Annotated in this window: 24 protein-coding genes and 1 riboswitch; of the genes, 21 read left to right on the forward strand and 3 right to left on the reverse strand. The window is 48.9% G+C overall.

Features of this window, described 5'->3' with window-relative positions:
* Nucleotides 1-38 precede the first annotated feature (38 nt).
* The 8 genes from AC0VYQ_RS06210 (at nucleotide 39) to AC0VYQ_RS06245 (ending at nucleotide 8803) form a co-directional block, all read left to right on the forward strand.
* The gene (locus AC0VYQ_RS06210) at nucleotides 39-956 is read left to right on the forward strand and encodes an ABC transporter substrate-binding protein (protein WP_475404477.1); all 918 of its coding nucleotides are present in this window, start codon (nucleotides 39-41) and stop codon (nucleotides 954-956) included.
* Between the two features lie 94 nt (nucleotides 957-1050).
* Nucleotides 1051-2778 (forward strand): IucA/IucC family protein, encoded by a 1728-nt coding sequence (locus tag AC0VYQ_RS06215; protein WP_475404478.1) that lies wholly within the window; start codon nucleotides 1051-1053, stop codon nucleotides 2776-2778.
* Nucleotides 2735-4384 carry an IucA/IucC family protein gene (locus tag AC0VYQ_RS06220; RefSeq protein ID WP_475404479.1) on the forward strand — a complete coding sequence of 550 codons (1650 nt, stop codon included), beginning with the start codon at nucleotides 2735-2737 and terminating at the stop codon, nucleotides 4382-4384. The genes AC0VYQ_RS06215 and AC0VYQ_RS06220 overlap by 44 nt, the downstream gene beginning before the upstream one ends.
* Complete coding sequence (locus tag AC0VYQ_RS06225) at nucleotides 4371-5525, forward strand: AMP-binding protein (RefSeq protein WP_475404480.1); 1155 nt, start codon at nucleotides 4371-4373, stop codon at nucleotides 5523-5525. The genes AC0VYQ_RS06220 and AC0VYQ_RS06225 overlap by 14 nt, the downstream gene beginning before the upstream one ends.
* A gap of 49 nt (nucleotides 5526-5574) precedes the next feature.
* Nucleotides 5575-5829, forward strand: a complete 255-nt coding sequence (locus AC0VYQ_RS06230) for a phosphopantetheine-binding protein (RefSeq protein ID WP_475404481.1) — start codon at nucleotides 5575-5577, stop codon at nucleotides 5827-5829.
* On the forward strand, nucleotides 5829-6827 hold the full coding sequence (locus tag AC0VYQ_RS06235) for a DUF6005 family protein (RefSeq protein WP_475404482.1): 999 nt from the start codon (nucleotides 5829-5831) through the stop codon (nucleotides 6825-6827). The genes AC0VYQ_RS06230 and AC0VYQ_RS06235 overlap by 1 nt, the downstream gene beginning before the upstream one ends.
* Nucleotides 6775-7602 carry a sugar phosphate isomerase/epimerase family protein gene (locus AC0VYQ_RS06240; protein WP_475404483.1) on the forward strand — a complete coding sequence of 276 codons (828 nt, stop codon included), beginning with the start codon at nucleotides 6775-6777 and terminating at the stop codon, nucleotides 7600-7602. Before AC0VYQ_RS06235 ends, AC0VYQ_RS06240 begins: the two co-directional genes overlap by 53 nt.
* Before the next feature lie 94 nt (nucleotides 7603-7696).
* Nucleotides 7697-8803, forward strand: a complete 1107-nt coding sequence (locus AC0VYQ_RS06245) for a glycerol dehydrogenase (RefSeq protein WP_475404484.1) — start codon at nucleotides 7697-7699, stop codon at nucleotides 8801-8803.
* Between the two features lie 46 nt (nucleotides 8804-8849).
* Here the strand turns inward: AC0VYQ_RS06245 and AC0VYQ_RS06250 are convergent, their stop codons facing one another.
* Together AC0VYQ_RS06250 and AC0VYQ_RS06255 are read right to left on the reverse strand one after the other, a co-directional pair.
* Nucleotides 8850-9785 carry a peptidoglycan DD-metalloendopeptidase family protein gene (locus AC0VYQ_RS06250; protein ID WP_215115159.1) on the reverse strand — a complete coding sequence of 312 codons (936 nt, stop codon included), beginning with the start codon at nucleotides 9783-9785 and terminating at the stop codon, nucleotides 8850-8852.
* Between the two features lie 410 nt (nucleotides 9786-10195).
* The gene (locus AC0VYQ_RS06255; RefSeq protein WP_088836827.1) at nucleotides 10196-10930 is read right to left on the reverse strand and encodes a peptidoglycan DD-metalloendopeptidase family protein; all 735 of its coding nucleotides are present in this window, start codon (nucleotides 10928-10930) and stop codon (nucleotides 10196-10198) included.
* A 333-nt stretch (nucleotides 10931-11263) separates the two neighbouring features.
* Here AC0VYQ_RS06255 and AC0VYQ_RS06260 point away from each other — a divergent pair, with 333 nt between their 5' ends.
* The 5 genes from AC0VYQ_RS06260 (at nucleotide 11264) to AC0VYQ_RS06280 (ending at nucleotide 15522) form a co-directional block, all read left to right on the forward strand.
* Nucleotides 11264-11728, forward strand: coding sequence for an NUDIX hydrolase (locus tag AC0VYQ_RS06260; protein ID WP_475404485.1), 465 nt, complete (start codon nucleotides 11264-11266; stop codon nucleotides 11726-11728).
* 130 nt (nucleotides 11729-11858) lie between these two features.
* Nucleotides 11859-12734 carry an SDR family oxidoreductase gene (locus AC0VYQ_RS06265; RefSeq protein ID WP_088836830.1) on the forward strand — a complete coding sequence of 292 codons (876 nt, stop codon included), beginning with the start codon at nucleotides 11859-11861 and terminating at the stop codon, nucleotides 12732-12734.
* Between the two features lie 13 nt (nucleotides 12735-12747).
* Nucleotides 12748-12936, forward strand: coding sequence for a hypothetical protein (locus tag AC0VYQ_RS06270; RefSeq protein ID WP_029333410.1), 189 nt, complete (start codon nucleotides 12748-12750; stop codon nucleotides 12934-12936).
* A gap of 63 nt (nucleotides 12937-12999) precedes the next feature.
* Entirely contained in the window at nucleotides 13000-15009 is a 2010-nt protein-coding gene (locus AC0VYQ_RS06275) for a catalase (protein WP_475404486.1), read from the forward strand.
* Between the two features lie 222 nt (nucleotides 15010-15231).
* Nucleotides 15232-15522, forward strand: a complete 291-nt coding sequence (locus AC0VYQ_RS06280; RefSeq protein ID WP_475404487.1) for a hypothetical protein — start codon at nucleotides 15232-15234, stop codon at nucleotides 15520-15522.
* 152 nt (nucleotides 15523-15674) lie between these two features.
* Here AC0VYQ_RS06280 and AC0VYQ_RS06285 read toward each other — a convergent pair whose 3' ends face one another.
* Nucleotides 15675-16859 (reverse strand): MFS transporter, encoded by a 1185-nt coding sequence (locus AC0VYQ_RS06285; RefSeq protein WP_475404488.1) that lies wholly within the window; start codon nucleotides 16857-16859, stop codon nucleotides 15675-15677.
* A gap of 205 nt (nucleotides 16860-17064) precedes the next feature.
* Here AC0VYQ_RS06285 and AC0VYQ_RS06290 point away from each other — a divergent pair, with 205 nt between their 5' ends.
* From AC0VYQ_RS06290 to AC0VYQ_RS06325, 8 genes are all read left to right on the forward strand, one after another.
* Nucleotides 17065-17490, forward strand: a complete 426-nt coding sequence (locus tag AC0VYQ_RS06290; protein WP_029333427.1) for an OsmC family protein — start codon at nucleotides 17065-17067, stop codon at nucleotides 17488-17490.
* Entirely contained in the window at nucleotides 17487-18719 is a 1233-nt protein-coding gene (nagZ, locus tag AC0VYQ_RS06295) for a beta-N-acetylhexosaminidase (RefSeq protein ID WP_475404489.1), read from the forward strand. The genes AC0VYQ_RS06290 and nagZ overlap by 4 nt, the downstream gene beginning before the upstream one ends.
* A 66-nt stretch (nucleotides 18720-18785) precedes the next feature.
* Nucleotides 18786-18888: riboswitch (TPP riboswitch) on the forward strand.
* Between the two features lie 89 nt (nucleotides 18889-18977).
* Nucleotides 18978-19568, forward strand: coding sequence for a thiamine phosphate synthase (locus AC0VYQ_RS06300; protein WP_475404490.1), 591 nt, complete (start codon nucleotides 18978-18980; stop codon nucleotides 19566-19568).
* Entirely contained in the window at nucleotides 19565-20569 is a 1005-nt protein-coding gene (locus AC0VYQ_RS06305) for an NAD(P)/FAD-dependent oxidoreductase (protein WP_475404491.1), read from the forward strand. The genes AC0VYQ_RS06300 and AC0VYQ_RS06305 overlap by 4 nt, the downstream gene beginning before the upstream one ends.
* A complete protein-coding gene (thiS, locus tag AC0VYQ_RS06310; RefSeq protein WP_159172662.1) occupies nucleotides 20553-20756 on the forward strand; it encodes a sulfur carrier protein ThiS in 204 nt (67 codons plus the stop codon). Before AC0VYQ_RS06305 ends, thiS begins: the two co-directional genes overlap by 17 nt.
* 2 nt (nucleotides 20757-20758) lie before the next feature.
* The gene (locus AC0VYQ_RS06315; protein ID WP_088836837.1) at nucleotides 20759-21523 is read left to right on the forward strand and encodes a thiazole synthase; all 765 of its coding nucleotides are present in this window, start codon (nucleotides 20759-20761) and stop codon (nucleotides 21521-21523) included.
* Complete coding sequence (locus AC0VYQ_RS06320) at nucleotides 21520-22530, forward strand: ThiF family adenylyltransferase (protein WP_475404492.1); 1011 nt, start codon at nucleotides 21520-21522, stop codon at nucleotides 22528-22530. The genes AC0VYQ_RS06315 and AC0VYQ_RS06320 overlap by 4 nt, the downstream gene beginning before the upstream one ends.
* A 126-nt stretch (nucleotides 22531-22656) precedes the next feature.
* Nucleotides 22657-23019 carry a hypothetical protein gene (locus tag AC0VYQ_RS06325; protein ID WP_475404493.1) on the forward strand — a complete coding sequence of 121 codons (363 nt, stop codon included), beginning with the start codon at nucleotides 22657-22659 and terminating at the stop codon, nucleotides 23017-23019.
* Nucleotides 23020-23120 lie beyond the last annotated feature (101 nt).

Consider the following 23120-nt stretch of genomic DNA (forward strand, 5'->3'; position numbering starts at 1 on the left):
ACTAATGAAGAACGAGTTTGAGAGGAGAAAAGAAAATAATGAAAAAAATCATAGGGATAACATCAGTCCTTGCGACATGTGCAGTTTTAGCTGCATGTGGAGGGGAAGCAAGCGAACAGCCGGCTAAGCAGAAAACAGCCGTCCATACGGTCGAACATATTTTCGGGAAAACAGAAGTTCCGGATAATCCGAAGAAGGTCGTCGTCTTATCGCACGTCTCATGGGAAGGCTCACTTGTTTCAGTTGGCGTTAAACCGTATGCGGTCATGGCGTATGACAATGAGTTTCCGCCCCACTTGACGGAAGAACTGCAAGGAACGAAAGCCTTACCATATGCCGACGAAATTAATCCGGAAGAAATCGTTAAGCTCAATCCGGATTTACTGATCATCAGCGACCGTTACAAACCGCTTTACGATAAACTGGCAAAAACGATTCCGACTGTCGCAGTCGAAGTCGGCGGGGACTGGAAAGAAGATCATTTGAAAGTTGCGGAAGCTGTCAACAAAAAAGCGGAAGGGCAGGCAGTCATCGATGACTTGTCGGAAGAAGCGAAGAGTATCGGACAACGCATCAAGGACAGTGTCAAAGACGAAACGTTTATGGCCGTATCGGTCAATAAAAAAGATATTCGCGTTTACGGTCTGACAAATCATGCGACAAACTCATTGTTGTTTGACGATATCGGATTAACACCGACGAAAGGTTTACCAAAAGATTTCGGGGAGAACATTTCCATCGAAGGATTGGCGAAATACAATCCGGACCATATCATCGATTTGTCCTACTTCAGCAGCGGTCCTTACTACGATGAAGTAACAAATGGAAAGGTTTGGAAAGGATTAACGGCAGTTAAAAAAGATCAAGTTCATCAGCTATCAACGACATGGGGCTTTTGGGATCCGATTGAACGTGAAAAAGGGTTAAAAGAACTGGAAGACGTCTTACTGAAATAATCAATTACAGAGCAGGAAGAGGAACGGGGAAACCCGTTTTTCTCTTTTCTTACAATGAGAATCGTTATCAATTGATGGAAGGATAGTGGCAGTCATGACAACACGACAAGAACGTATCGATGAGATTGCAACCCGGGCAACGCTCCAGGCATTTGCGAATAGTTATCTCCGTGAAGTCAAAACAGTTGATTGGTTCATTCCGAAAGAGGAGGAGAGAGAGAAGTGCGGTAAGAGTGGTTGCCGAATTGATGTGACAGCAGTCTATATCCTCGAAATCCGTCATCGTTCACGCATTGGACGACATGAAATCGGGCGGATTTATCGCCAGACTCCGAGCGGATTGGTGGAAGAAGCACCTCTTGTCTTCATCATTGCATGTTGCCAACATCTTCAACGGCTTGTACCGGGATTAACGGATTTACTATACCGGGTCCTCGATAGCCATCGGGTAATGTGTCAAGTCATCACACATCAGTTGGACGAGACGACGCGAGCTCATACATTCCTTGAACATGAACAGACAGTTCGGTTCGGACATTGGTTTCACCCGACGCCGAAAAGTCGGGTGGGAATGCATGACTGGGAACAAATTGCATATGCTCCGGAATTTAAAAACGGTTTCCAACTCGATTATTTTGCCGTCGATCGGACTTTACTGATTGAGGAAAGTGCGACGGATCGGCTGATCAGTGAGCAGATGTGCAAGCAACTCGAATCAACGGTAAAACTTTCAGCTGGGGAAGCGCTTCTGCCGGCACACCCTCTGCAAACTCAGTTTTTGTTGACGCAAACGACTGTTAAAGCATTAGTGGCACACGGACGGATTCGCCACCTCGGGCAGCTCGGTCCACTGTATTATGCGACATCTTCAATCCGGACGGTTTTACATACCGACGGCCTGCACATGTTGAAGTTTTCAATTCCCGTCCAGGTAACGAATTCACGACGAGTCAACAAACGACATGAACTAACGGCAGGGATAGTCATGAAACGTCTCGCCGGGCATTTGACGTTGCCCCGAGGATTTTCAATTACGCATGATCCGGCATACGCCACACTTTGGACGGATACGGAAGAATCCGGTTTTGAAGTAATTTACCGGGAAGCACAAGCCGACGCGGTCAATGTCGCTGCACTCGTCCAGGAACCGCTGGACAATGAACCTTCCGTTTTGATGTCGCTCGTCCTCGAAGCGAAACAAGCGGATCAGTCATTGGAAGAAGCTGCATGGGACTGGTTTGCAACGTATATCGAACTGACACTCGGGGCGTTGCTCGAGGTGTACGACAACTACGGCATCGCACTTGAGGCACACCAACAAAACAGCCTGATTACTGTTGAACAGGGACGGCCTATCCGTTATCAGTTCCGCGATAACCAAGGGTATTATCTCGCTCGGTCCTGCGAAGAGAAATTATTCTCTTTGGAACCGTCATTGGATCAGGCACGAGAACTGTTTTATGACGAGTCGACGATTGAGGAACGGTTAACGTATTACATGGTCTGGAACCATTTGGGCGGACTGCTTCACCGTTTTGATCGAGACGGACTCTTACGGGAACAGGACATGCTCGATTGGCTCGGAACTTGGCTTGATCAACGACAGCAAACATTGTCCGGTCCGGCTCAAGACTGGATTCACTATGTCCGTTCACGTCAGACGCTACCGTACAAGGCGAACTTGCTGACACGTCTGCATGCACTCGACGAGCTGGAAGTCAGCGGGGAACGGGTCATCTTTATTGAAATCGCTAATCCATTACAACGGGAGGTCCCTCATGAGGCAAACGAGCGAACAACGTGTCTGCAAACAACTTCTTGAAGCACTTTTATTCGAACGGATTGAGCCGTTCAGTGAACATCCGCGACAAGACGGCAATGCGACGTTTCGATTCATCCGTCCCCCGTATGAACTGACGATTAACGGGAGGCGTGGGGCATTTGACCGGATTTGGCTCGAACTTTCTACAGGTGTACTGACCAAAAACAATCAAGTTCAACCGATGACACTGGCGCAAATCATCGCGTGTTTTCAAATTAAGGATTCGCTTAGGCAAGAGCTCGAGCAAACGGTCGTGCTTGATGAGAGCTGTCCCGTCCCCATCGTTGCACGAACGCAAATGACATACAGTGCTTTAGAGCAGGCGTTAATCGAAGGACATCCGTATCATCCATGCTTCAAGTCCCGCATCGGATTTTCGCGCGCCGATCATTGGCGATATGGACCGGAGTCGGGACAGCGGTTTCGTTTACGGTTCGTCGCACTTCCGGCTACTACTGTCCACATGACACAAATGAATGGCGTGATGGAACAGGCATTCGGTCAAGCGACCCTTGAGTGCTTAAATGCACTTCTAATCCGCGAAACAAATGATTCCGCCGATTATCAAATTGTTCCGGTCCACCCGTGGCAATGGAGATGCGTCGGGATGGACGTCCTCGAGTCGGGCGGCATTGACCTTGGAGAAAGCGGTCCCCTGTTTCAAGCGACTCAATCAATCCGGACTGTTTTCCAACCAGGCGTACCGGATGCTCCGCATATTAAGCTCCCGCTTGATCTCATCCAGACGTCGGCGAGACGGACGTTTGACGTCCCGAGCATTGTTGCGGCACCGGTTTTATCCGATTGGCTGATCAGAAGAGCGGAAAAGCTTCCCGTAACGTTGCTCCGCGAATTCGCCAGTCAGGTCGTCGAGACGAAGGACGGAAAATTATCAGGCCGCATCGGCTGTCTCTATCGCGACAATGTCCTGACGAATGTCACAGCTGAGGAAACAGTCATCCCTTTTACGGCGCTTGCCCTCAACGAAGCGAACGGGGGACTGTTTCTTGACCCGTGGTTCAAGAAATACGGGATGGAACAGTGGGTAAAACAGTTTCTGACCGTTTATTTACAACCGGTTTTCCGTCTCGTTGCCGAAGAAGGACTTGCTCTCGAAGCACATGCCCAAAATAGTTTACTCGTGTTAAAAGACGGCTGGCCGACGCGACTGATTCTGCGGGATTTTCATGATAGCGTCGAATATGTCGGGAAATTTGTCCGGCATCCGGAGGAGATACCTGATTTTAAAACCGTCCATCCCGCTTTTAATTCGCCGGTCGGGGCGTATTACGAAATGAAAGACGTCGAGGCATTGCGCGAGCTCGTCAGCGATACGGTATTTGTATTTCATTTGACGGAATTATCGCATCAGTTGGAGGACAAGTACGGCTTGAAAGAAACAACGTTTTTCAAATGGGCTGCCGCGGTACTCGACCGACTCGATCTGTCGCCGGATCGCTTTGTTGCCTTAGGATTCGGCGAAGCGACCATGTACACGGAGTCCCTCCTCGCGCGCAAATTCGAGACGGGACAGTGCCGGCATCTTGTTTGCAATACATTATATAGAAGGACGCAGAAGGGAAGCGAAACGCATGTTATACATTGAAGAGACGCTTTATACCGAACAAATGCTGACGGATCATCCCGTTTGCCGGTTAAGTTGGCTCGCTGACCCCGGGACAACAGTTGTTGCAGTTTGTACTAAAGACACGGCGGCCTGGATTGCCTTTTGTTTACTTATGAAAAGAACACAAGGAACGGTCGTGCCGCTTCATCCGGACTTACCGGAAGCCGGTGCACGCGATATGGCGGAACGAGCAGGGTGTGACTTTTTAATTTATGGTGATTTTCAACAACCGGTTCGATTGACGCAGGCAAAACCTCGTTCGGGAGGTCTGATTCAATTCAGCTCCGGTACGACCGGAGAGGCGAAAGTGATTCACCGGACATGGTTGTCGATTGAACAAGAAGTGACAGCATACAATCAATGTTTTCCATTACCGCATGCAACAGGAACGATTGTCGCCTGTCCGACATCACATTCGTTCGGCTTGATTTGCGGTGTCATGGCGACGCTATATCGGGGGGCAGTACCCGTCATTCTCGAACATACGTCACCGCGACATGTCTTGCGTGTCTGTCGGGCACATCCGGATGCGATTTTGTATGCGGGACCGGGGCTCGTCTATCTGCTCAGTCAATTTAAGCAACGGCTATTTGCAGTAATGATTTCCGGTATGACGTTGCCGAATAGTTGGTTTGAAGCGATTCAGGACGTGACCGATCATCTTTTACAGCAATACGGGTGCTCGGAAACCGGTTGCATCGCATTACACCCTAATCCGAAAACAGCGCAGGCGATCGGCTATCCGTTACCACATCTTCAAACGGAGGCTGGAACTATAAATCAACCGGCTGAATTGCTGGTCGAATCAGATGGAACCTGGACGGGGACGAAGGATTTGGTCGGAGCGTCGGAAAACGGCGAATTGTTTTTCTTCAGCCGGTTGGACGAAATGATAAATGTATCTGGTCTATCCGTTTATCCAGCAGATGTTGAAGATGTATTACTACGTCGCGCCGACGTCAACGAAGCCGTCGTCTTTAAGAAAAGTGATCGTCTGCAAGGCGAACGAGTCTGTGTCCAGATCGTCAGTTCGGCGACCAAGGAGACATTACGTCGTTTTGCCATGCGCATCTTGCTCCACATCAATGTCCGACTGACTGGACGTTTGTTACGGAAATAAAAAAACTGCCGAACGGAAAAATCAGTCGAATCCGACTGGGGGTGACGTCATGAGTTCCTTCCTCGACCAACAGAGATTTCATCAAATCGTCGAGGCGCAACTCGATGTCATCTTACCGATCGAAGTGACGGGACAGGAGCGGCTTCGCGATGAACTGCAACTGGATTCGATGCGGTTATTGCAGTTGCTCGTTCATCTGGAGCTTGAATACGGTCTCGTTCTAGCCGACGAGCAACTCGGACAGCTTCCACAGATGACGGTTGAAATGTTCTTAGCTGCGCTAACAAAAAAGGAGGTGCTTTAATGATAAAAGTTCACTGTCTCGTCAGTTGTGTCTGTGAAACAATCAAACGGTCGCAAGCAGATCATCGTCCGTATTATTTCGGGATTTGGGACGCCGACTTTGGCTTGACGTCCGATTTTGTTTTATCGCATCATGCCCCGGAGATTAATCATGAAGTGATGCTCGAGTGGTACCGGTTACTGTACGGGATCACAGTCCATCAGTGGTATGACCGGACCCTGTCACGGGCTACGAATATCATGAACCTCGAACGACTCATGAAAACGAAACGACCGGAACAATCGATTATCGTCATGCTGGATCTCGCGCAGTTACCAGAGCGGGAAAACAAGTTTCACCATGACGTGTTTCCACATTATGTGATGCTTGAACCAACGGATGACGAAGAGACATGGCGGATGATGGACCCGGATTTTAGATACGAAGGTGAAATGGATCGCGTACGGATCATCCAGGCAATCGATCAGCCGACTGTCGCCGGAGGGTTCTGGTTTGACGGGAGTCACGTCAAACTTCCGGATCGGGAAACGGTCGCAGCTTACTTCATGAGTGGTCTCAAGCGGCACCACCCGTTGACGGAAGCAGTCGGAAAAATTGTCTCGCATCATAAGAAAACACCAAATCGCTTACCTTCTGCGCTAAAACAACTTCCGGTCATCGCGATCCGTAAATATGCCTATGAACATGCTTTTGCTTATTTTTATGAACAGTTAGGTCTCGATTTAGGCTCTTCCGATTTCAACGGGTGGTGTGATCGAATCGAACGACTCGTCAATCAATATACTGTCATCCAGCACCGGACAATTAAATACAGTATGACGTGCGATCCAGCTGTTTTGACTGAGATTCAAGCGTTGCTCGCAGATCAGGCGATCTTAGAAGATACGATCAAACAACAACTCATCGGATTATTTAACCAATACTGCCGGAAAGAAGGGGAAACAGATGAAAATTGCACTGTGTACCATCAGCTATCGCCATCATCTCCGCTCGTTTGACGACTTATTATCCTACGCATTGGCGGAGCAGTTTGATGCGTTAGATGTTTGGGGGGTTCATGCGAAGCATTTACAGGACGATGAAATATTGCGTTTACGCGAGCATGCTATTGAGGTCAGTATGCTGAGTCATTATCTATCGTTTGACGCACCATTATCGGTGTTACTTGAACAGACGAAAGCGCTATCCCGTATAGGACAACGAATCGGAACAAGACGTATTCGGATTTTTGCGGGCAACAAGTCAAGTCAGCAGTTGACCGAACCGGAACGGGTCCGGCTCGTCTATCAGTTACAGGGCGTTTGTAAGGTTCTAGATCAAAGCAAGCAACTGCTGTTAATTGAAATTCATCCAAATACGGCAGCGGACACGATTGAATCGACGGAACGGTTAGTACGCGAAGTGAACCATCCGGCTTGCCGGCTGAACTTTGATGTGTTGCATGTCGTCGAATCAGGTGCTGATCCGGTCACTGCTTACCGTCGTCTTGAACCAGTCATCGAACATCTTCACTTGAAGTCGATTGCCCGGACGGATCAATTCGAAGTCTTTAATCCGGCAAACGTATATGCGGCAGGTGGAACACGTGACGGCATGGTACCGCTGTTTGATGGAATCATTGATTACGAGAGATTTTTCGAAGAACTGAAGCAAGCGTTAACACTGAAAACGGCCAGTCTTGAATGGTTCGGTGATAGTCCGGATGAACAATTAAAAACAGATTGTCGTAAAGTACGCGATGTATTAGAAAAATCACAACTGCAATTCATGTAATGGTCATACAGATCAGCGTTTAAGAAGCGGCGCGAACAGGGAAACACTATTGTGTACGCCATTGTTTCGTGTTTTCTCGGAAAGGATGTTGATTATGTCAGAACGTGTCTTTATCAGCCCAAGCAAGTACGTCCAAGGAAAAAACGTCATCGACCGGCTCGGTACATACGTGAGCCCGTTCGGAGATAAAGCACTGTTGATCGCAGACGATGTCGTCTTTAAAATCGTCGGGCAACGGATTCATGACTCCTTTGAAACAGAAAAAATTGGCATCGAACAAGTCGACTTTAGCGGCGAAGCATCGCGGCATGAAGTCGAACGGATCACGAAGCAGGCGAAAGAAGCGAACGTCCGGTTTGTCGTCGGGGTCGGCGGCGGGAAGACACTGGATACGGCGAAAGCCGTCTCGGACGAACTGACGGTGCCTGTCGTCATCGTGCCGACGATTGCTTCGACCGATGCGCCGACGAGCGCATTATCAGTCATTTATTCAGACGCCGGGATTTTTGAGAGTTATCGCTTCTATAAAAAGAATCCCGATCTTGTCCTCGTCGATACGAAGTTGATTTCGGAAGCACCAGCACGGTTCTTTGCGTCCGGGATTGCCGATGCCCTGGCGACCTGGGTCGAGGTTAGAAGTGTTATCGCTTTCGATGGGAAGACGATGGCCGGTGGTCGACCGACGATTGCGGCAGAAGCCATCGCGAAGCGCTGTGAGGAAGTATTGTTCGAACATGGTCGACTCGCGTATGAGTCGGTTCAGGCGAAAGTCGTCACGCCGGCTCTTGAAGCAGTCGTCGAAGCGAATACGTTACTGAGTGGACTCGGTTTTGAAAGTGGGGGTCTGGCAGCAGCACATGCGATCCACAACGGCTTTACGGCGCTCGACGGGGACATCCATCACTTGACGCACGGGGAAAAAGTTGCGTTCGGCACGCTCGTCCAGCTCGCACTTGAGCAACACAGCCAGGAAGAAATCGAACGGTATATCGCTTTTTATATGGACCTCGGGTTACCGGTCACGCTCGAAGACGTCAAACTCAAAGATGCCTCGCGCGACGACATCTTGAAAGTCGGGGAAGCGGCGACGGCAGATGGTGAGACAATCCATGATGGATTCGACGTGACGGCGGAAGAAGTGGCTGATGCGATCATCGCCGCGGACCGTTACTCGAAAGCCTATCAAGCAAAATTAAAATGAGTCAGAAAACAAACACCCCCGACCGGATGTGGTCGGGGGTGTTGTCTTATAAGTAATCGAGCGGATTGACACTGCTTGCAGCGGAGGTTGCGCTGTAGACATATGTACCACGATGAAGCTCGAAATGAAGGTGTGCTCCGAAAGCATTCCCTGTTTCGCCGACCGTTCCGATCAGTTGTCCTTGCGAGACCGTTTGACCGACGGAGACGCTCCGGCTGTTTAAGTGAGCATAGAGGCTGGTGAAGGAAGATCCGTCAATTGTATGAGTCATCATGATGTAGTTCCCGTACGCGCCGTAGTTTTTAGACGTCGTGACTTTACCGGCAGCTGTCGCATAGACGGGCGTTCCTTTTGCTGCACCATAATCGATGCCGTTATGGAACGTGTAGCCGTAAACGCCGCTCGAAGAACCGTATCTTTGTGTGATAGTACCTTTCGTTGGTGTAATGAAGGTTTTTGAAGCTTTACTCGCTGCTAAATATGTACTTGTTAGTGACGTAGTTGAATACTTTGTGACATAACTACTGTAAACATAGCGTTTTTCTCCATTATAAAGAATCTTCGACCAATTACCTTCTTTTCCGAGGTAGAGATATCTTTCACCATTATCGACTGATCCAACTATACGGCTGCTAGTCGATGAACCTGTACGAACGCGAAGATTATCAACATTAATTTTTACTTTATCATAACTCGTTACAGAATATTTTTTCACATAAGAAGAATATACATATACTTCACGTGATCCATAAAGAATTTTAGTCCAGTTCCCAGATTTCCCGAGATATTTATATGTATACCCTTTGTTGACACCAGCGATAATATTTGAGGATGTAGAAGGACCAGTTCGAACTCGTAATCCATCTTCAAGTATTTTTACTTTATAGTACGTTGTCGCAGCATCAACTTTCGGTACTGCATATGTTGTCATTCCAGCTACTGCAATGGCAGATACTGTTAAAGTCGTAAAAATTTTTTTCATATATGTTCGTCCTCCTTGAAACTCAACACGATAGGTCAGTTGTTTGTTGAAAATATGTTCTACTAAATTTCATAAATGAGTATAACATTACTTAAAATGTTTAAATATTACATTAACATTTCGAAAATGTTTCAATAGAATATATTTAAGCTATCCAAAAATAGAATATGACATTTATTGGTTTTTCTATATATATCAACACATTTTAAATGTTTAAAAAATGTTCATACACTGGGGAATTGATAAAAAGTGTGACAAGTTGAGGTCGTTTAAGATAAAGTTGAAATGGAAATAATAGTATTTTTTAAAATTTGAATTTTCGTAATTTTGATGTTTAAAAAAATTTTTTAAGTTTTCAAAATAGGAATCCAAACGAAAAAGACACCTGATTAGAGGTGCCTTTCTTTGGTTTAAAGTAAGTTGAGTGGGTTGACACTGCTTGCGGCTGAAGAGCTGCTGTAAACGTAGCTGCCACGATGAAGTTCGAAGTGAAGGTGAGCACCGAATGCATTACCTGTGCTACCGACTGTTCCGATCTTCGTTCCTTTTGCAATCGTTTGACCCGCATAAACTTTACGTGAATTGAGGTGGGCATAAACACTTGTGTAGGTTAAACCGTTCACCTTATGTGACATCATGATGTAGTTTCCGTACGCGCCTTGATATTTTGAGGAGATGACTTTCCCAGTGGCTGTCGCATAGACAGGAGTTCCTGTCTTCGCTCCGAAGTCGACACCGTTATGGAACGTATATCCGTAGCGGCCGCTTGCATTGCCATAGCGTTGCGTCAGAGTCCCGCTTGTCGGGCGAATGAAGCTAGACGAGACGGATGCTTTTTTTGCAGTGCTTGTTTTAGACTTAAGGCTGTACTTTTTAACGTATCCTGAGTATACATAACGTTTTTCTCCACCGTAGATGATTTTCGTCCAGTTTCCTTTACGTCCAAGGTACTTAAACGTTTGGCCCGAGTTGACGCCTCCGATGATCCGGTATTTTGTTGAAGGGCCGGTCCGAACGCGAAGTCCGTCTGCCATGACTTTTACTTTATAAGAAGTTCCAGCCGCTTCAACCTTACCTGTACCCGTAGCTGCAAATCCTGAAACGACAAGTGCGCTCATCGTCATAGTTGTCAAAATACGTTTCATGTTGTAAATCCTCCTGATGTGAAAACAAAGTGACGGGTTAATGAAAAATGAAATGACTGAGTCATTAAATAGGATGTGTTGTATATAGAGTAGATTGAGTTAGTAGAATGAGTGGTGCTTTCGAACAAACCGAGTATAGCATTCGGAATTTACAAATCGATATTTCAATTTTATTTCTAAAATATCTCTAGATAATATATATTGTAATCTTTATTTTTGAATAATTACGCAATCCCTTGAGACGAGGGTTCATCCATGTCATCTGTTTGACTTTTTTATTACAAAGTCAATTATGGGAAATTGTGATATTGTATCGAAACATAACAAAGGAGTGTGAAACAGTTGGATATTAACTTTAAATTTGAGAAGCAACGATTCAATCATCGGGCGGCTGCCGTGATCGTCAAGGAAGGGTGCCTCTTAATCCATCGGAATATTCGAGATGATTTTTGGGCCTTAGCCGGAGGGCGGATTCAACTGATGGAGAGCGGGGAGACAGCGGTTGTCCGCGAAATCAAAGAAGAATTAGGATTAGAAGCACAAGTTAAACGTTTTTTGTGCGTCCACGAAAATTTCTTTACATATGAAGACGTCGCTTTTCATGAAGTCGGTTTTTATTACGAAGTCGAGTTGTTGGATGAGATCAATGTGACGACGGAAGATTTTTACGGTGTCGAGGGCGAGGAACTGATTTACCGGTTCGTCCCGATTGACCAATTGCCAACGATCGAATTCTATCCCCTACAGCTAAAAACGATGCTCAAGACAGGTGAGTGGGACCGTCTGATAAAAGAATGAGTTCCTGGAGTAAGACTTGTATGTATCCCCTTTTTTGAAGGGGGTTTTTTTGTGGAATGACGTTTATTCATATATCGCAAGGGAATGTTAACTAAGGAAGTCAATTATCAAAGTAGAGGGGATGAGTAAGATGCGCGAAAAGCAACTGAGGGACATGCATGAAGAAGCAAAAGGGCAAACTCAAGATCATCAACCAGGAATCGAATCGGAAATGAATCCGGAACCGATTTATGACGATCCCGAGTATGTCGGCTCGGGGAAGCTGAAAGGGAAAGTCGCGCTCATCACTGGCGGTGACAGCGGGATTGGTCGCGCCGTCGCGGTCGCTTACGCAAAAGAAGGCGCAAATGTCGCGATCGTTTACTTAAATGAAGGACAGGACGCGGAAAAAACGAAGCAGTTAATCGAAGGGTACGGAGTTAAGGCCCTTGCATTTGCGAAAGACGTCAGCCGACCGGAAAACGCAAAACCAATCATTGATCAGGTACTTGAGGAATTCGGTCAACTGAATATTCTCGTCAACAACGCAGGAAAACAATTTCCGCAAGATGATTTTTTAGACATCACACCGGAGCAGTTGCAGGAGACGTTTGAAACGAACATCTTCTCGATGTTTTATTTGACACAGGCTGCCGTGCCGCATCTGAAAGAAGAAGATACAATCATCAATACGTCGTCCGTGACGGCTTATCGCGGGGCACCGACGTTGATTGATTATTCGGCGACAAAAGGGGCGATTACGACGCTTACACGTTCGCTTGCATCGAGCCTCGTCGAAAAAGGCATTCGTGTCAATGCCGTCGCACCGGGTCCGATTTGGACACCGTTAATTCCGGCGACGTTCTCGAAAGAGAAGGTCGAAGCACATGGGGAAGACACGTTACTGAAGCGTCGGGGACAACCTTCAGAAAATGCTCCGGCTTATGTTTACCTCGCGTCACGCGACTCGAGTTACGTCACGGGACAAACAATCCATATCAATGGCGGCGATTATATTACATCATAAGGAGGTCTTTTTTATGAAGAAGAATCCGAACGAAGTACCGGAGCACGAACCGAATCACGAACCGAATGAAGTGCCGGGAACACCACCGTCAGAAATTCCGGACACGCCGCAAGAAGATCCAATCCGTCAGCCGGAGCCGGATACGTTCCCGGAACCGACTGAAATACCGGATGCACCACAAGAAGATCCGACACCGTATTGATGGTAGCGATGACCTAACTAGCTGATTGACACCGATTGCTTTTACTTATGGGGAGGTAACAGTATGACGAATAAAAAAGAAGAACAAATGAAGGCGCACCAAATCGATAACACGAAAAAAGCGGGACTGACGACGAATCAAGGGTTGAAAATGGCGGAAGATGAATTTTCGCTAAAGGCAGGACTACGGGGACCGACATTGATTGAAGACTTCCACTTTAGAGAGAAAATGACACACTTTGACCATGAACGGATTCCGGAACGAATCGTCCATGCTAGAGGTGTCGGGGCACATGGTGAATTTCAGGTATACGAACCGCTAGCTGAGATTACGAAAGCGGGCTTTTTGAACGATCCCTCGAAAACGACACCGGTCTTCGTCCGTTTTTCGACGGTCCAAGGGTCACGCGGTTCAGGAGATACGGTCCGTGATGTCCGTGGTTTCTCGACGAAGTTTTATACGGATGAAGGCAACTACGATTTAGTCGGGAATAACATTCCGGTATTCTTCATTCAAGATGCCATCAAGTTTCCTGATTTCGTCCATGCCGTCAAACCGGAGCCACATACGGAAGTTCCGCAAGGCGCAAGCGCGCATGATACGTTTTGGGATTTCATCGGTCAAAATCATGAGACTGCACATACGGTCATGTGGGCGATGAGTGACCGTGGAATTCCACGGAGCCTTCGGATGATGGAAGGGTTCGGCGTCCATACATTCCGGCTCGTCAACGCACAAGGGAAGGCACACTTTGTTAAGTTCCACTGGAAACCAAAACTTGGTGTTCATTCGCAAGTCTGGGATGAAGCACAAAAAGCACTTGGTAAAAATCCTGATTTCCACCGCGTTGATTTATATGAAGCAATCGATAAGGGGGATTTCCCGGAGTGGGAGCTCGGACTGCAATTGATTGCGGAAGAGGATGAGTTCAAGTTTGATTTTGATATTCTCGATCCGACGAAACTATGGCCGGAGGAAGAAGTACCGGTCCGACTCGTCGGTAAAATGACATTGAACCGCAATGTCGACAATTTCTTTGCGGAAACAGAACAAGTAGCGTTCCACCCAGGACACATCGTTCCGGGAATTGATTTTTCAAATGATCCGTTGTTGCAAGGGCGGTTATTCTCATATACGGACACACAGTTGTCCCGACTCGGAGGACCGAACTTCCATCAAATCCCGATCAATCAGCCGGTTTGTCCGTACCATAACAATCAGCGGGACGGCATGCATCAGATGGCGGTCCATAAAGGACAGACGAGCTATCACAAAAACGGTTTGAATGAAAATCAGCCTGAGCCTGTCCCGGTCGAAGAAGGCGGTTTTGAACATTACCAGGAAAAAGTCGACGGCCATAAAGTGCGTGGCCGGAGTGAAAGTTTCCTCGACTTTTATTCACAGGCGAAGCTCTTTTACAACAGCATGACTGCTGTTGAACAACAACACATTCGTGATGCCTACAGCTTCGAGCTCGGAAAGTGTGAATCTGATGTCGTCAAAGCGAACGCCGTCGATTTGCTGAATCATATCGACCATGCCCTCGCGAAAGAGGTTGCGGAGAACATTGACGTTGCGGTACCGACGACGGATGAAGGGGTTCAATCAGAGAAACGCTCAGATGCCCTCAGTATGGAACATACGATTCGAAAAACGGACACGCGCAGTGTCGCCTTGTTGCTTGCAGGGGACGTGGATGCAAATCAGGTGAAGGCGTGGGTCGAAAAACTGGCGGAGCATAACATCAATTACAGCCTCGTTGGTAAAAAAGCCTATACACTAGGTGAAATGAAAGTAAAAGAAACGTATGATACGGTCGATTCAAGTTTGTTTGACGCCGCATTCTTAATCAGCGCATCTTCAAAAGTAGCGGACGACGTGCTCGAATTTATCGAGAACACGTATAAACATGCTAAACCGCTGGCGTTACATCTCCATGATGACTCAGTGCTCGATAAGTGCCGTGTTGAAACGGATCAACCGGGTGTCTTCTTATTCAAAGAACATAACTTGGATCATTTTGATTCGTTCATCGATGGCATCGCCCAAGCACGTTTTTGGGACCGGAAATAAGAATAGTCAAGGACCTCCAGCTTTGACGGGAGGTCCTTTTGACGTCGTTAAAAAAACGTATGACTTCAATCATTATGTAGATAAGGCTCTTTTTTGATGCAGACGCTTCAACCCTTCATAAAAAAAACGTGTAAGCCTTTAGTAAATGACAAAATAATCAAAAAAACAGGAACTTTTTAGGTAGGTATCCGTAGAATAGGTTAAACAAAGGGGGAAGTTCAGATGGAAATCATTTTGGGGATCATTGCAGTCGGGGCAGCATTTTGGTTTTTCTTCAGTTACTTACTTGGCTTCAAAAAGAAAAATATCACGATGACGTTTGACGATCGTTTTTATACGCTCGATGAGCATGTCAAAGCAATCGAGCAGAAATTAAAGCAGGACGGAAAGTTAGTGGAGTACTTAGGAAATCGTCGCTTTTTAGTGAACGGGAAACGATATATGTTTGTCGAACGGACGGTTCCGATGTCGGGCGTTCCGATGCAACAAACGATTTTAGAGTTTGAAAAATAATCGAAAAAGCACGATGCCGACCTGGAAGAAAGGGGCATCGTGCTTTTATTATGGCTATGAATAGAAGCTCAAACGTTAGTTTCCCTTTGGTACCACCAGTTACCAGTTTATAGGATATGGGTTCATTGGATCATTTTGTTCAAGTTACTTGATTATGAGCGCCGGTCGAGTTGGAAGCTGATTGCAGTCAACAACGCGGCAAGCAAAGCGACAAGTCCGCCGACGAGCGCCGTATTCATCATTGGTCCGCTCGCGTAAACGAGTCCACCGAGCGCGGAGCCGAAAGCGATCCCGACGTTACTTGCGACCGGCATCAAGGACGCAGCCAGTCCTTTCGCTTCCGGGTTGAACTTTTCTGCCAAGTCAATCAGATAGATTTGTGTCGATGTCGTCAATAAAATCGACATCAGTGACATCAAAGCGATATTGATCAGTCCGAGCGTGACGGATGACGTCGTGACATATAAAGCCGCTAAGACGAACGCTTGCACGACGAACACGAACCGTAACCGACCGATCGGATTATGACTGGCGATCTTCCCGGCCAGAATGTTACTGAAAATCGAGACGACACCGTACGCGAGGAGAATCGGACTGATCCAGCCCCGCGGCAGCTCAAGTTCAAATTCGAGGATCGGCACGAGGTACGTGTAGACGACATAGGTCGCACCAAAGCCGAACGACGGGATGAAGAAAGCGATCATGATGCGTGGGTTCGCGAGCAGGCGCAGTTGATCCTTAACGGAACTTGACGCCGTCGCCTGTTGCCGCGGGACGACTTTGAAAACGGCGAAAAAAGCAATCAGTCCGAGGGCTGTCGTCAGCCAAAACGTCGCTTCAAAACCGGCGTGTTGCCCGATAAACGTGCCGATCGGGACACCGAAGACGTTCGCGAGCGTAAAGCCGCCGAAGATGAACGACACGGCGACACCGCGTTTCGCGACCGGGACACTGTCACTCGCGACGACCATTGCAAGCGAAATCAGGACACCGGTCAGGACGGCGGTGACGATCCGTGTTGCGAGCAGAAGCGAGTAGGTGTCGGCGATGCTGCTGCAAAAGTTCAAGACGACCCAGATGAAGATCAGGCTGAGCATTAATTTGCGACGTTCGAAGCGTCCCGTGATCGACATCGTGACCGGTGTCCCGATCGCGAAGGCAATCGCAAAGGCAGAGACGAGTGTTCCGGCTTTCGCGATCGTAATCCCGAGAGCCGAAGCGATTTCTGATAAAATCCCGACGATGACGAATTCGCTTGTGCCTAAGACGAACGTCAGTAAGGAGAGGGTGGCGATTAAAAGCCAGTCCGTTTTACGTAAACGGGTAGTAGATGACATATCAATTCCTCAATTCTAGCGCTAAGCAGCGCGAAACTATCGTTTTTCAGAATAGCATGATTCGCGTGTCAGGTGAACGGGAATCGGTTGTCGAAGGAAAAGAAGCATTATTTTGAATAGCATGTCAATTTTCTTCAGGTGAGACTACGCTATAATGAAGGAGAGCAAATCGCACCGAACTAAAAATCGAAAGGTAGTGAGGGAAATGCAAGCGACGATTACATGGAATCACAAGATGGGCTTTAGTGGCATGACGGAGTCCGGACACCAACTGGCAATGGATGCAGCACCTGAAAATAACGGTGAGAACGGCGCACCACGACCAACTGAATTGTTGTTGCACGCAGTCGCCGGCTGTACGGGAATGGACATCGTCTCCATTTTAGAAAAAATGCGTTTGCCGTTAACCTCGTTTGAGATGGACATTGAAGGAGAACGGGCGACGGAACACCCGCGCCGCTTTACGACGATTTCGATTCATTATCGTCTCGAAGGCGACTTGCCGGACGATAAAGTCCGCCGGGCCGTGTCGTTATCAAAAGATAAATACTGTTCCGTCTCAAAATCACTGAATGCTGAAATTGAAGTCTATTATTCCATCAATGGCGTCCGAAACGAGGAACCGCTTTGAAACCGATTTACCTGCTTTTAACGGCTTGCTTTTTGACGGCATGCGCGAGTGAACCAGCAACAGAACCGAAGACGAAACCGGAACCGAAGACGAGTCAGCAACAGCCGGTCGCCGACGAACCGACGGCTGCCGAACAGGCGGAGCAAGACATCAAACGTCAGCTCGCCAAACTCTCGACTGCTGAAAAGGTCGATCAATTGTTATACATCGGGATCAGCGGGACAACGTTATCGGACGCGGACCGAAGTCTATTAAACAATCATGCGCTGGGCGGTGTCCTGTTACTCGGAGGCAATATCACGTCAGACGCCCAGCTGAAAACCTTGACGGCAGCAATCAAGAACGCACAAGATGACGAAGCGCTCGCGTTCCTCGGTTTCGATGAAGAAGGAGGACGGGTCAGTCGTGTCCCGGATCAAGCGTTTCATTTACCTCCGAGTCTGACGCTCGGTCAGAAAAACGATCCGGCATTGATGCAAAAGACCGGACAGGCGCTTGGTACGATGTCACGGTTTTATGGATTCAATATGGATTTTGCCCCGGTTCTTGATGTCAACAGCAATCCGGCGAACCCGATCATCGGGGACCGGGCACTGAGCGCTGAGCCGGATGATGTCGCCCGGCTCGGTGTCCCGTTAATGCAGGGAATTAAGTCGGAAGATGTCGTGCCGGTCATCAAACATTTTCCCGGACACGGCGATACGACCGTCGATTCGCATGTCGGCTTACCGACCGTGACGAAGACGAAAGCGCAACTCGAGCAACTGGAACTCGTCCCGTTCAAAGCGGCAATCGATGCCGGAGCGGAAATGGTGATGGTCGCACACATTTTATTCCCGGCGCTCGACCCAGACAATCCGTCGTCGTTATCAGAGCCGGTCATGCAACAGCTGTTGCGTGAAGAGTTGAAGTTTGATGGCGTCATCGTGACGGACGACCTCGTAATGGGTGCGATCACGAAACAATATGGTCTCGCCCAAGCTGCGCGCCTCGCCCTCGAACGTGGTGCCGACATGGCGATGTTTTCGCAAGCCGGTGCTTACACGGATGTCCATGCGGCAATTATGCAGGGTATCAAGGACAAGTCGTTATCACGGGCTGACCTCGACGCGAAGGTGACACGTGTCTTACGTCTAAAACAAACGTATGATTTAGCAGACACGAAGCTGATTCCAACGCATGAACAATTGACGGAACAGGTCAAAGCGGTCACTGATACGCTGAACTGACAAGTCGGACTAGAAATCAAGCGAGCGGTCATGGTAGACTACGAATGAACCAACCAACACTAAATAGTTCTACACTAGGGGAGTCTCGCAGCAGACTGAGACGGAAATATCCGGACCCTTTGAACCTGATCTAGTTCGTACTAGCGGAGGGAAGTGGCTTCTGATTATCATCCTGTCTCGGGTCTTACCTAGACATTTTTCGGACCACTCCATCATGTTCATGGGGTGGTCCTTTTTGTGTAGCAAGGAGGAGAAGGTATGCGTCCGAAGTTACATATTGTGACGACCGGGACAAAAGAGCTGACACATCTTCTAGAAGTCTTGCCGGCTGTTGTGCCTTATGTCGACATGATTCATATCCGGAAACCGGGTTGGTCGGCGGACCGACTCGTCCAATTGATCGAGGAGCTAGTATGCGCCGGTGTTCCACGTGAAAAACTAATCGTCCATGACCGGCTTGATGTCGCCCTCGTGACGAAGGCAAGTGTCCAGTTGACATCATGCAGTATTCCCGTCGCTGTCGTGCGGCGTCAATTCAGCGAGCTACAGATCGGCCGATCAATCCACTCCTTGACGGAAGCGCTTGAGCCGGGCAGCGACTTCGTCATGTATGGTCATGTCTTTGCGACGGCGTCAAAACAGGACGTCGCCCCGCGCGGACTAGCGGCACTCGCGCAAATCGTCACATTTTCAAAAGTCCCTGTCATCGCGATTGGCGGGATTCAGCCGGAGAATGTCGCCGATGTCCTCGCGACCGGAGTTGCTGGCATCGCTGTGATGTCAGGGATTCTCGGTCAGGCAAATCCGGTCGAAGCAGTCCTAGCGTATCGCGAGGTGCTTGATCAATGAAAGCAACAGAGACGTTAATCGTCGGCGCAGGCGTAATCGGTTTGACACTCGCCTACGAATTGCTCAAACGAGGACAACCGGTACGCGTGCTTGAGCAAAGCCGGTGTGGCGAAGGAACGACGCGAGCGGCAGCCGGCATGCTTGCGACGGATCATGAACTGATCCCTGCCTTACATCAACTGGCGGCAGCGAGTCGACAGCTTTATCCCGACCTCGTCCGTGAGCTGTTTAATGAGACCGGCATTGATAGTGGCTATAAAGAAAATCCCTTTCGGTTGATTCGGGGGCACGAGGAAATTCAATTTGCATCCGTCGGTCAAATCGATCCCGTCCAGTTGACGCGTTCGCTCCGTCACGCGATTAAAGTCCGCGGAGGTGTGATTGAAGAACAGACAACAGTCACGGGACTGCTCCGGGCAGGGGCGACCGTCGTCGGCGTTGCGACGAGTAACGGTAAGCGCGAAGCCAGTAACGTCGTGGTCGCAAGCGGTCGGGGATCAGAAGCGTTACTCGCGACGAGTGGTGTCGAGATCGCGACGGTACCGGTCAAAGGCGAATGCCTCGCCGTCCGGCTTCCGGGGCATGTCTTGACCGAGACGTTGTTTAGCGACGACGTGTACCTCGTCCCGAAGTTTGACGGACGGATCATCATCGGGGCGACGGAACGGATCGGTGACGAGACGACAGGGGTCAGCGTCAGCGGGATTGAACATCTCCTGCAGGCGGCGGCGCGACTGTTCCCGGCAATCAGAGAAGCGGAAATCGTGGACATCTGGTCCGGGATTCGTCCACAAACAGCGGACGGATTGCCTTATCTCGGGCAGGTCCCGGGAGTCGGGCACCTATTCGTCGCGACCGGGCATCATCGGCACGGGATATTACTCGCCCCGATCACGGCGTCCGTCCTGGCAGACGAGGTAACGGGAATCACGCCGAAATATGAGCTTCGTCCGTTTTCATTACATGAATCGAGGAGGAACACGAATGCAACTCACCATTAATGGTCAACCGTATACGCTTGACGGAACGATTTCGACAATCGACGGATTGATTCATCATCTCAATTTGACGGAAAAAATGGTCATCATCGAACAAAATCGACAGATTGTCGAGCGGACAGCATACCAAAACACACCCATTCAAACAGGCGATTCATTTGAAATCGTCCACTTCGTAGGAGGCGGTTAATCATGTTAACGATTGGTCAAACGACATTTCAGTCGCGGTTATTACTCGGAACGGGCAAATACCCCGACGTGACGACACAGCAGCAAGCAGTCGAGGCATCGGGAGCAGACATTCTGACCTTTTCCGTGCGCCGGATGGATATCTTCGAAGCGAGTCAACCGAACTTTTTAGAGGCGCTTGATTTGAGTCAGTATCATTTATTACCGAACACGGCGGGGGCGAAGACAGCGGAAGAAGCGGTTCGGCTGGCAAAACTCGCCCGCGCGTCCGGACTGTGCGACATGGTCAAAGTCGAAGTCATCGGCTGTGATAAAACGCTGTTACCGGACCCGATCGAAACGTTGCGGGCATCGGAAGAATTATTAAAAGAAGGATTCACCGTCTTACCGTATACGTCAGACGATCTGTTGCTGGCACGAAGACTGGAAGAACTCGGGTGTCACGCCATCATGCCTGCCGCGTCCCCAATCGGATCCGGACAAGGAATCCTTAATCCACTGGCCTTAAGCTTCATCATCGAACAGATGACGGTCCCGGTCATCGTCGACGCAGGAATCGGTTCACCGACCGATGTCGCCTATGCAATGGAACTCGGCGCAGACGCCGTCTTACTTAATTCGGCTGTCGCCCATGCGAAAGACCCGGTCAAGATGGCGCGAGCGATGAAGCTTGCCGTCGAAGCGGGACGACTTGGCTTTGAAGCGGGACGAATCGAAAAGAAACGGTACGCGACGGCGAGCAGTCCCGAGACAGGGATGAGTCGATGACGGATCGTTATTCACGGCAAACCCGGTTTCGTCCGATCGGTCAGGCGGGACAGGATGAGCTGACAAAAAAACATGTTCTCCTCATCGGTATGGGTGCACTCGGAACGGCAAGTGCCGAACAACTCGTCCGGGCCGGAATCGGCAAGCTGACGATCGTCGACCGCGATTACGTCGAGTGGAGTAATCTCCAGCGGCAGCACCTTTACACGGAGGACGATGCCGCGCAGCATGTCCCGAAAGCAATCGCCGCGGAGCGCCGCTTAAATGCCATCAATCAGGAAGTCGAGATTATAGCCCATGTCACCGATGTCACGCGTTACGAATTACCTCAATTGATTCCTGGTGTCGATTTGATTCTTGACGCAACCGATCACTTCGATATCCGGATGCTGATCAATGATGTGGCGGCGCAACACAAGATTCCGTGGATTTACGGAGGGTGCGTCGGGAGTTACGGCATGACCTATACGGTCCTCCCGGACGAGACCCCGTGCCTGCATTGTTTGCTCGAACATTTACCGCGCGGGCAAGCGACGTGCGAGACGGCGGGTGTGATTGGTCCGGCGATTCAACTCGTCGCCGCGTATCAAGTCGCGGAAGCCTTGAAGCTCCTCGTCGGTGCGACGGACGCGTTACGGCGGGAATTGCTCGCGTTCGACGTCTGGACGAATGAACAGAGCCGCATCAATGTCGCGTCTTTGAAGAAGGCATCATGCCCGTCCTGCGGCGAGAACCGGACTTATCCGTATTTGAGGCACATGCCGGTGCAGTTTACAACATTGTGTGGACGCGACGCCGTCCAGGTCCGTGGAGATGAGGCGCGTGACTTAGAACGTCTTGAACAGAATCTGAGCCCGGTCGTCAGTATCGTCGCGAAAAATCCGTACTTACTCAGTTTTAAGACGGAGACGCATCGATTCGTCGCCTTTCGTGACGGACGCGTCCTGATTCATGGGGAACAGGAACTCGTCCGTGCAAAACAGCTCTATCATGCCTTTTTCGGTTAAAAAGTCACAAAAAAATCAAACTAACATTCAAAATATATGTTTTAGATGTTTTGAAAAGAGGTAAATAAGACTTCAAGACACAAAATGGCGTTTTAGGTAGACTGAAAGCGAAGAGGAGTGATTAGGATGAAACAAGAATTCGATAAAGTGGTTCAATCATCGGACCAGACGAAGCGGACAGAACAGACAGCTGAACCGGTTCAGCAGGCGAATTGGAATCCAAATCGGTACCGGACGAACTTAAATCCGTTCTATCTGTCACCTTGTAGCGTCGAACGACGGGAAGATGTTGAAGCACATGCCAATCATCTGATCGAAGTTGAACCAGACGCGTCCCCTCTTGCCCAAATTTTCGAACAACAACAAACAGCCCATATACCGAACAAACATCGTAGTTCAAAATTCACGACAGGAATTGTAGTCGGTGCTATCATCGGAGGATCCGTCTCCATCATCACTTCTGTCAAGCGGTTGCGGCACAAACATTAAGGAAATGAATGCATGGAATGTAAAGGATAGTAAGGTCCGGTAGCGTCCGGTCTTTACTGTCTTTTTTTTGATTATAGACGCATGCCGGATCGAAGCCTATG

The sequence above is a fragment of the Exiguobacterium sp. QJM3NY_9 genome (genome assembly GCF_056173545.1).

Bases quoted from the DNA above. Each gene is read 5' to 3' on its own strand.
- AC0VYQ_RS06210 (WP_475404477.1), top strand. From the start codon at position 39: ATGAAAAAAATCATAGGGATAACATCAGTCCTTGCGACATGTGCAGTT.
- AC0VYQ_RS06215 (WP_475404478.1), top strand. From the start codon at position 1,051: ATGACAACACGACAAGAACGTATCGATGAGATTGCAACCCGGGCAACG.
- AC0VYQ_RS06220 (WP_475404479.1), top strand. From the start codon at position 2,735: ATGAGGCAAACGAGCGAACAACGTGTCTGCAAACAACTTCTTGAAGCA.
- AC0VYQ_RS06225 (WP_475404480.1), top strand. From the start codon at position 4,371: ATGTTATACATTGAAGAGACGCTTTATACCGAACAAATGCTGACGGAT.
- AC0VYQ_RS06230 (WP_475404481.1), top strand. From the start codon at position 5,575: ATGAGTTCCTTCCTCGACCAACAGAGATTTCATCAAATCGTCGAGGCG.
- AC0VYQ_RS06235 (WP_475404482.1), top strand. From the start codon at position 5,829: ATGATAAAAGTTCACTGTCTCGTCAGTTGTGTCTGTGAAACAATCAAA.
- AC0VYQ_RS06240 (WP_475404483.1), top strand. From the start codon at position 6,775: ATGAAAATTGCACTGTGTACCATCAGCTATCGCCATCATCTCCGCTCG.
- AC0VYQ_RS06245 (WP_475404484.1), top strand. From the start codon at position 7,697: ATGTCAGAACGTGTCTTTATCAGCCCAAGCAAGTACGTCCAAGGAAAA.
- AC0VYQ_RS06250 (WP_215115159.1), bottom strand. From the start codon at position 9,785: ATGAAAAAAATTTTTACGACTTTAACAGTATCTGCCATTGCAGTAGCT.
- AC0VYQ_RS06255 (WP_088836827.1), bottom strand. From the start codon at position 10,930: ATGAAACGTATTTTGACAACTATGACGATGAGCGCACTTGTCGTTTCA.
- AC0VYQ_RS06265 (WP_088836830.1), top strand. From the start codon at position 11,859: ATGCGCGAAAAGCAACTGAGGGACATGCATGAAGAAGCAAAAGGGCAA.
- AC0VYQ_RS06270 (WP_029333410.1), top strand. From the start codon at position 12,748: ATGAAGAAGAATCCGAACGAAGTACCGGAGCACGAACCGAATCACGAA.
- AC0VYQ_RS06275 (WP_475404486.1), top strand. From the start codon at position 13,000: ATGACGAATAAAAAAGAAGAACAAATGAAGGCGCACCAAATCGATAAC.
- AC0VYQ_RS06280 (WP_475404487.1), top strand. From the start codon at position 15,232: ATGGAAATCATTTTGGGGATCATTGCAGTCGGGGCAGCATTTTGGTTT.
- AC0VYQ_RS06285 (WP_475404488.1), bottom strand. From the start codon at position 16,859: ATGTCATCTACTACCCGTTTACGTAAAACGGACTGGCTTTTAATCGCC.
- AC0VYQ_RS06290 (WP_029333427.1), top strand. From the start codon at position 17,065: ATGCAAGCGACGATTACATGGAATCACAAGATGGGCTTTAGTGGCATG.
- AC0VYQ_RS06300 (WP_475404490.1), top strand. From the start codon at position 18,978: ATGCGTCCGAAGTTACATATTGTGACGACCGGGACAAAAGAGCTGACA.
- AC0VYQ_RS06305 (WP_475404491.1), top strand. From the start codon at position 19,565: ATGAAAGCAACAGAGACGTTAATCGTCGGCGCAGGCGTAATCGGTTTG.
- thiS (WP_159172662.1), top strand. From the start codon at position 20,553: ATGCAACTCACCATTAATGGTCAACCGTATACGCTTGACGGAACGATT.
- AC0VYQ_RS06315 (WP_088836837.1), top strand. From the start codon at position 20,759: ATGTTAACGATTGGTCAAACGACATTTCAGTCGCGGTTATTACTCGGA.
- AC0VYQ_RS06320 (WP_475404492.1), top strand. From the start codon at position 21,520: ATGACGGATCGTTATTCACGGCAAACCCGGTTTCGTCCGATCGGTCAG.
- AC0VYQ_RS06325 (WP_475404493.1), top strand. From the start codon at position 22,657: ATGAAACAAGAATTCGATAAAGTGGTTCAATCATCGGACCAGACGAAG.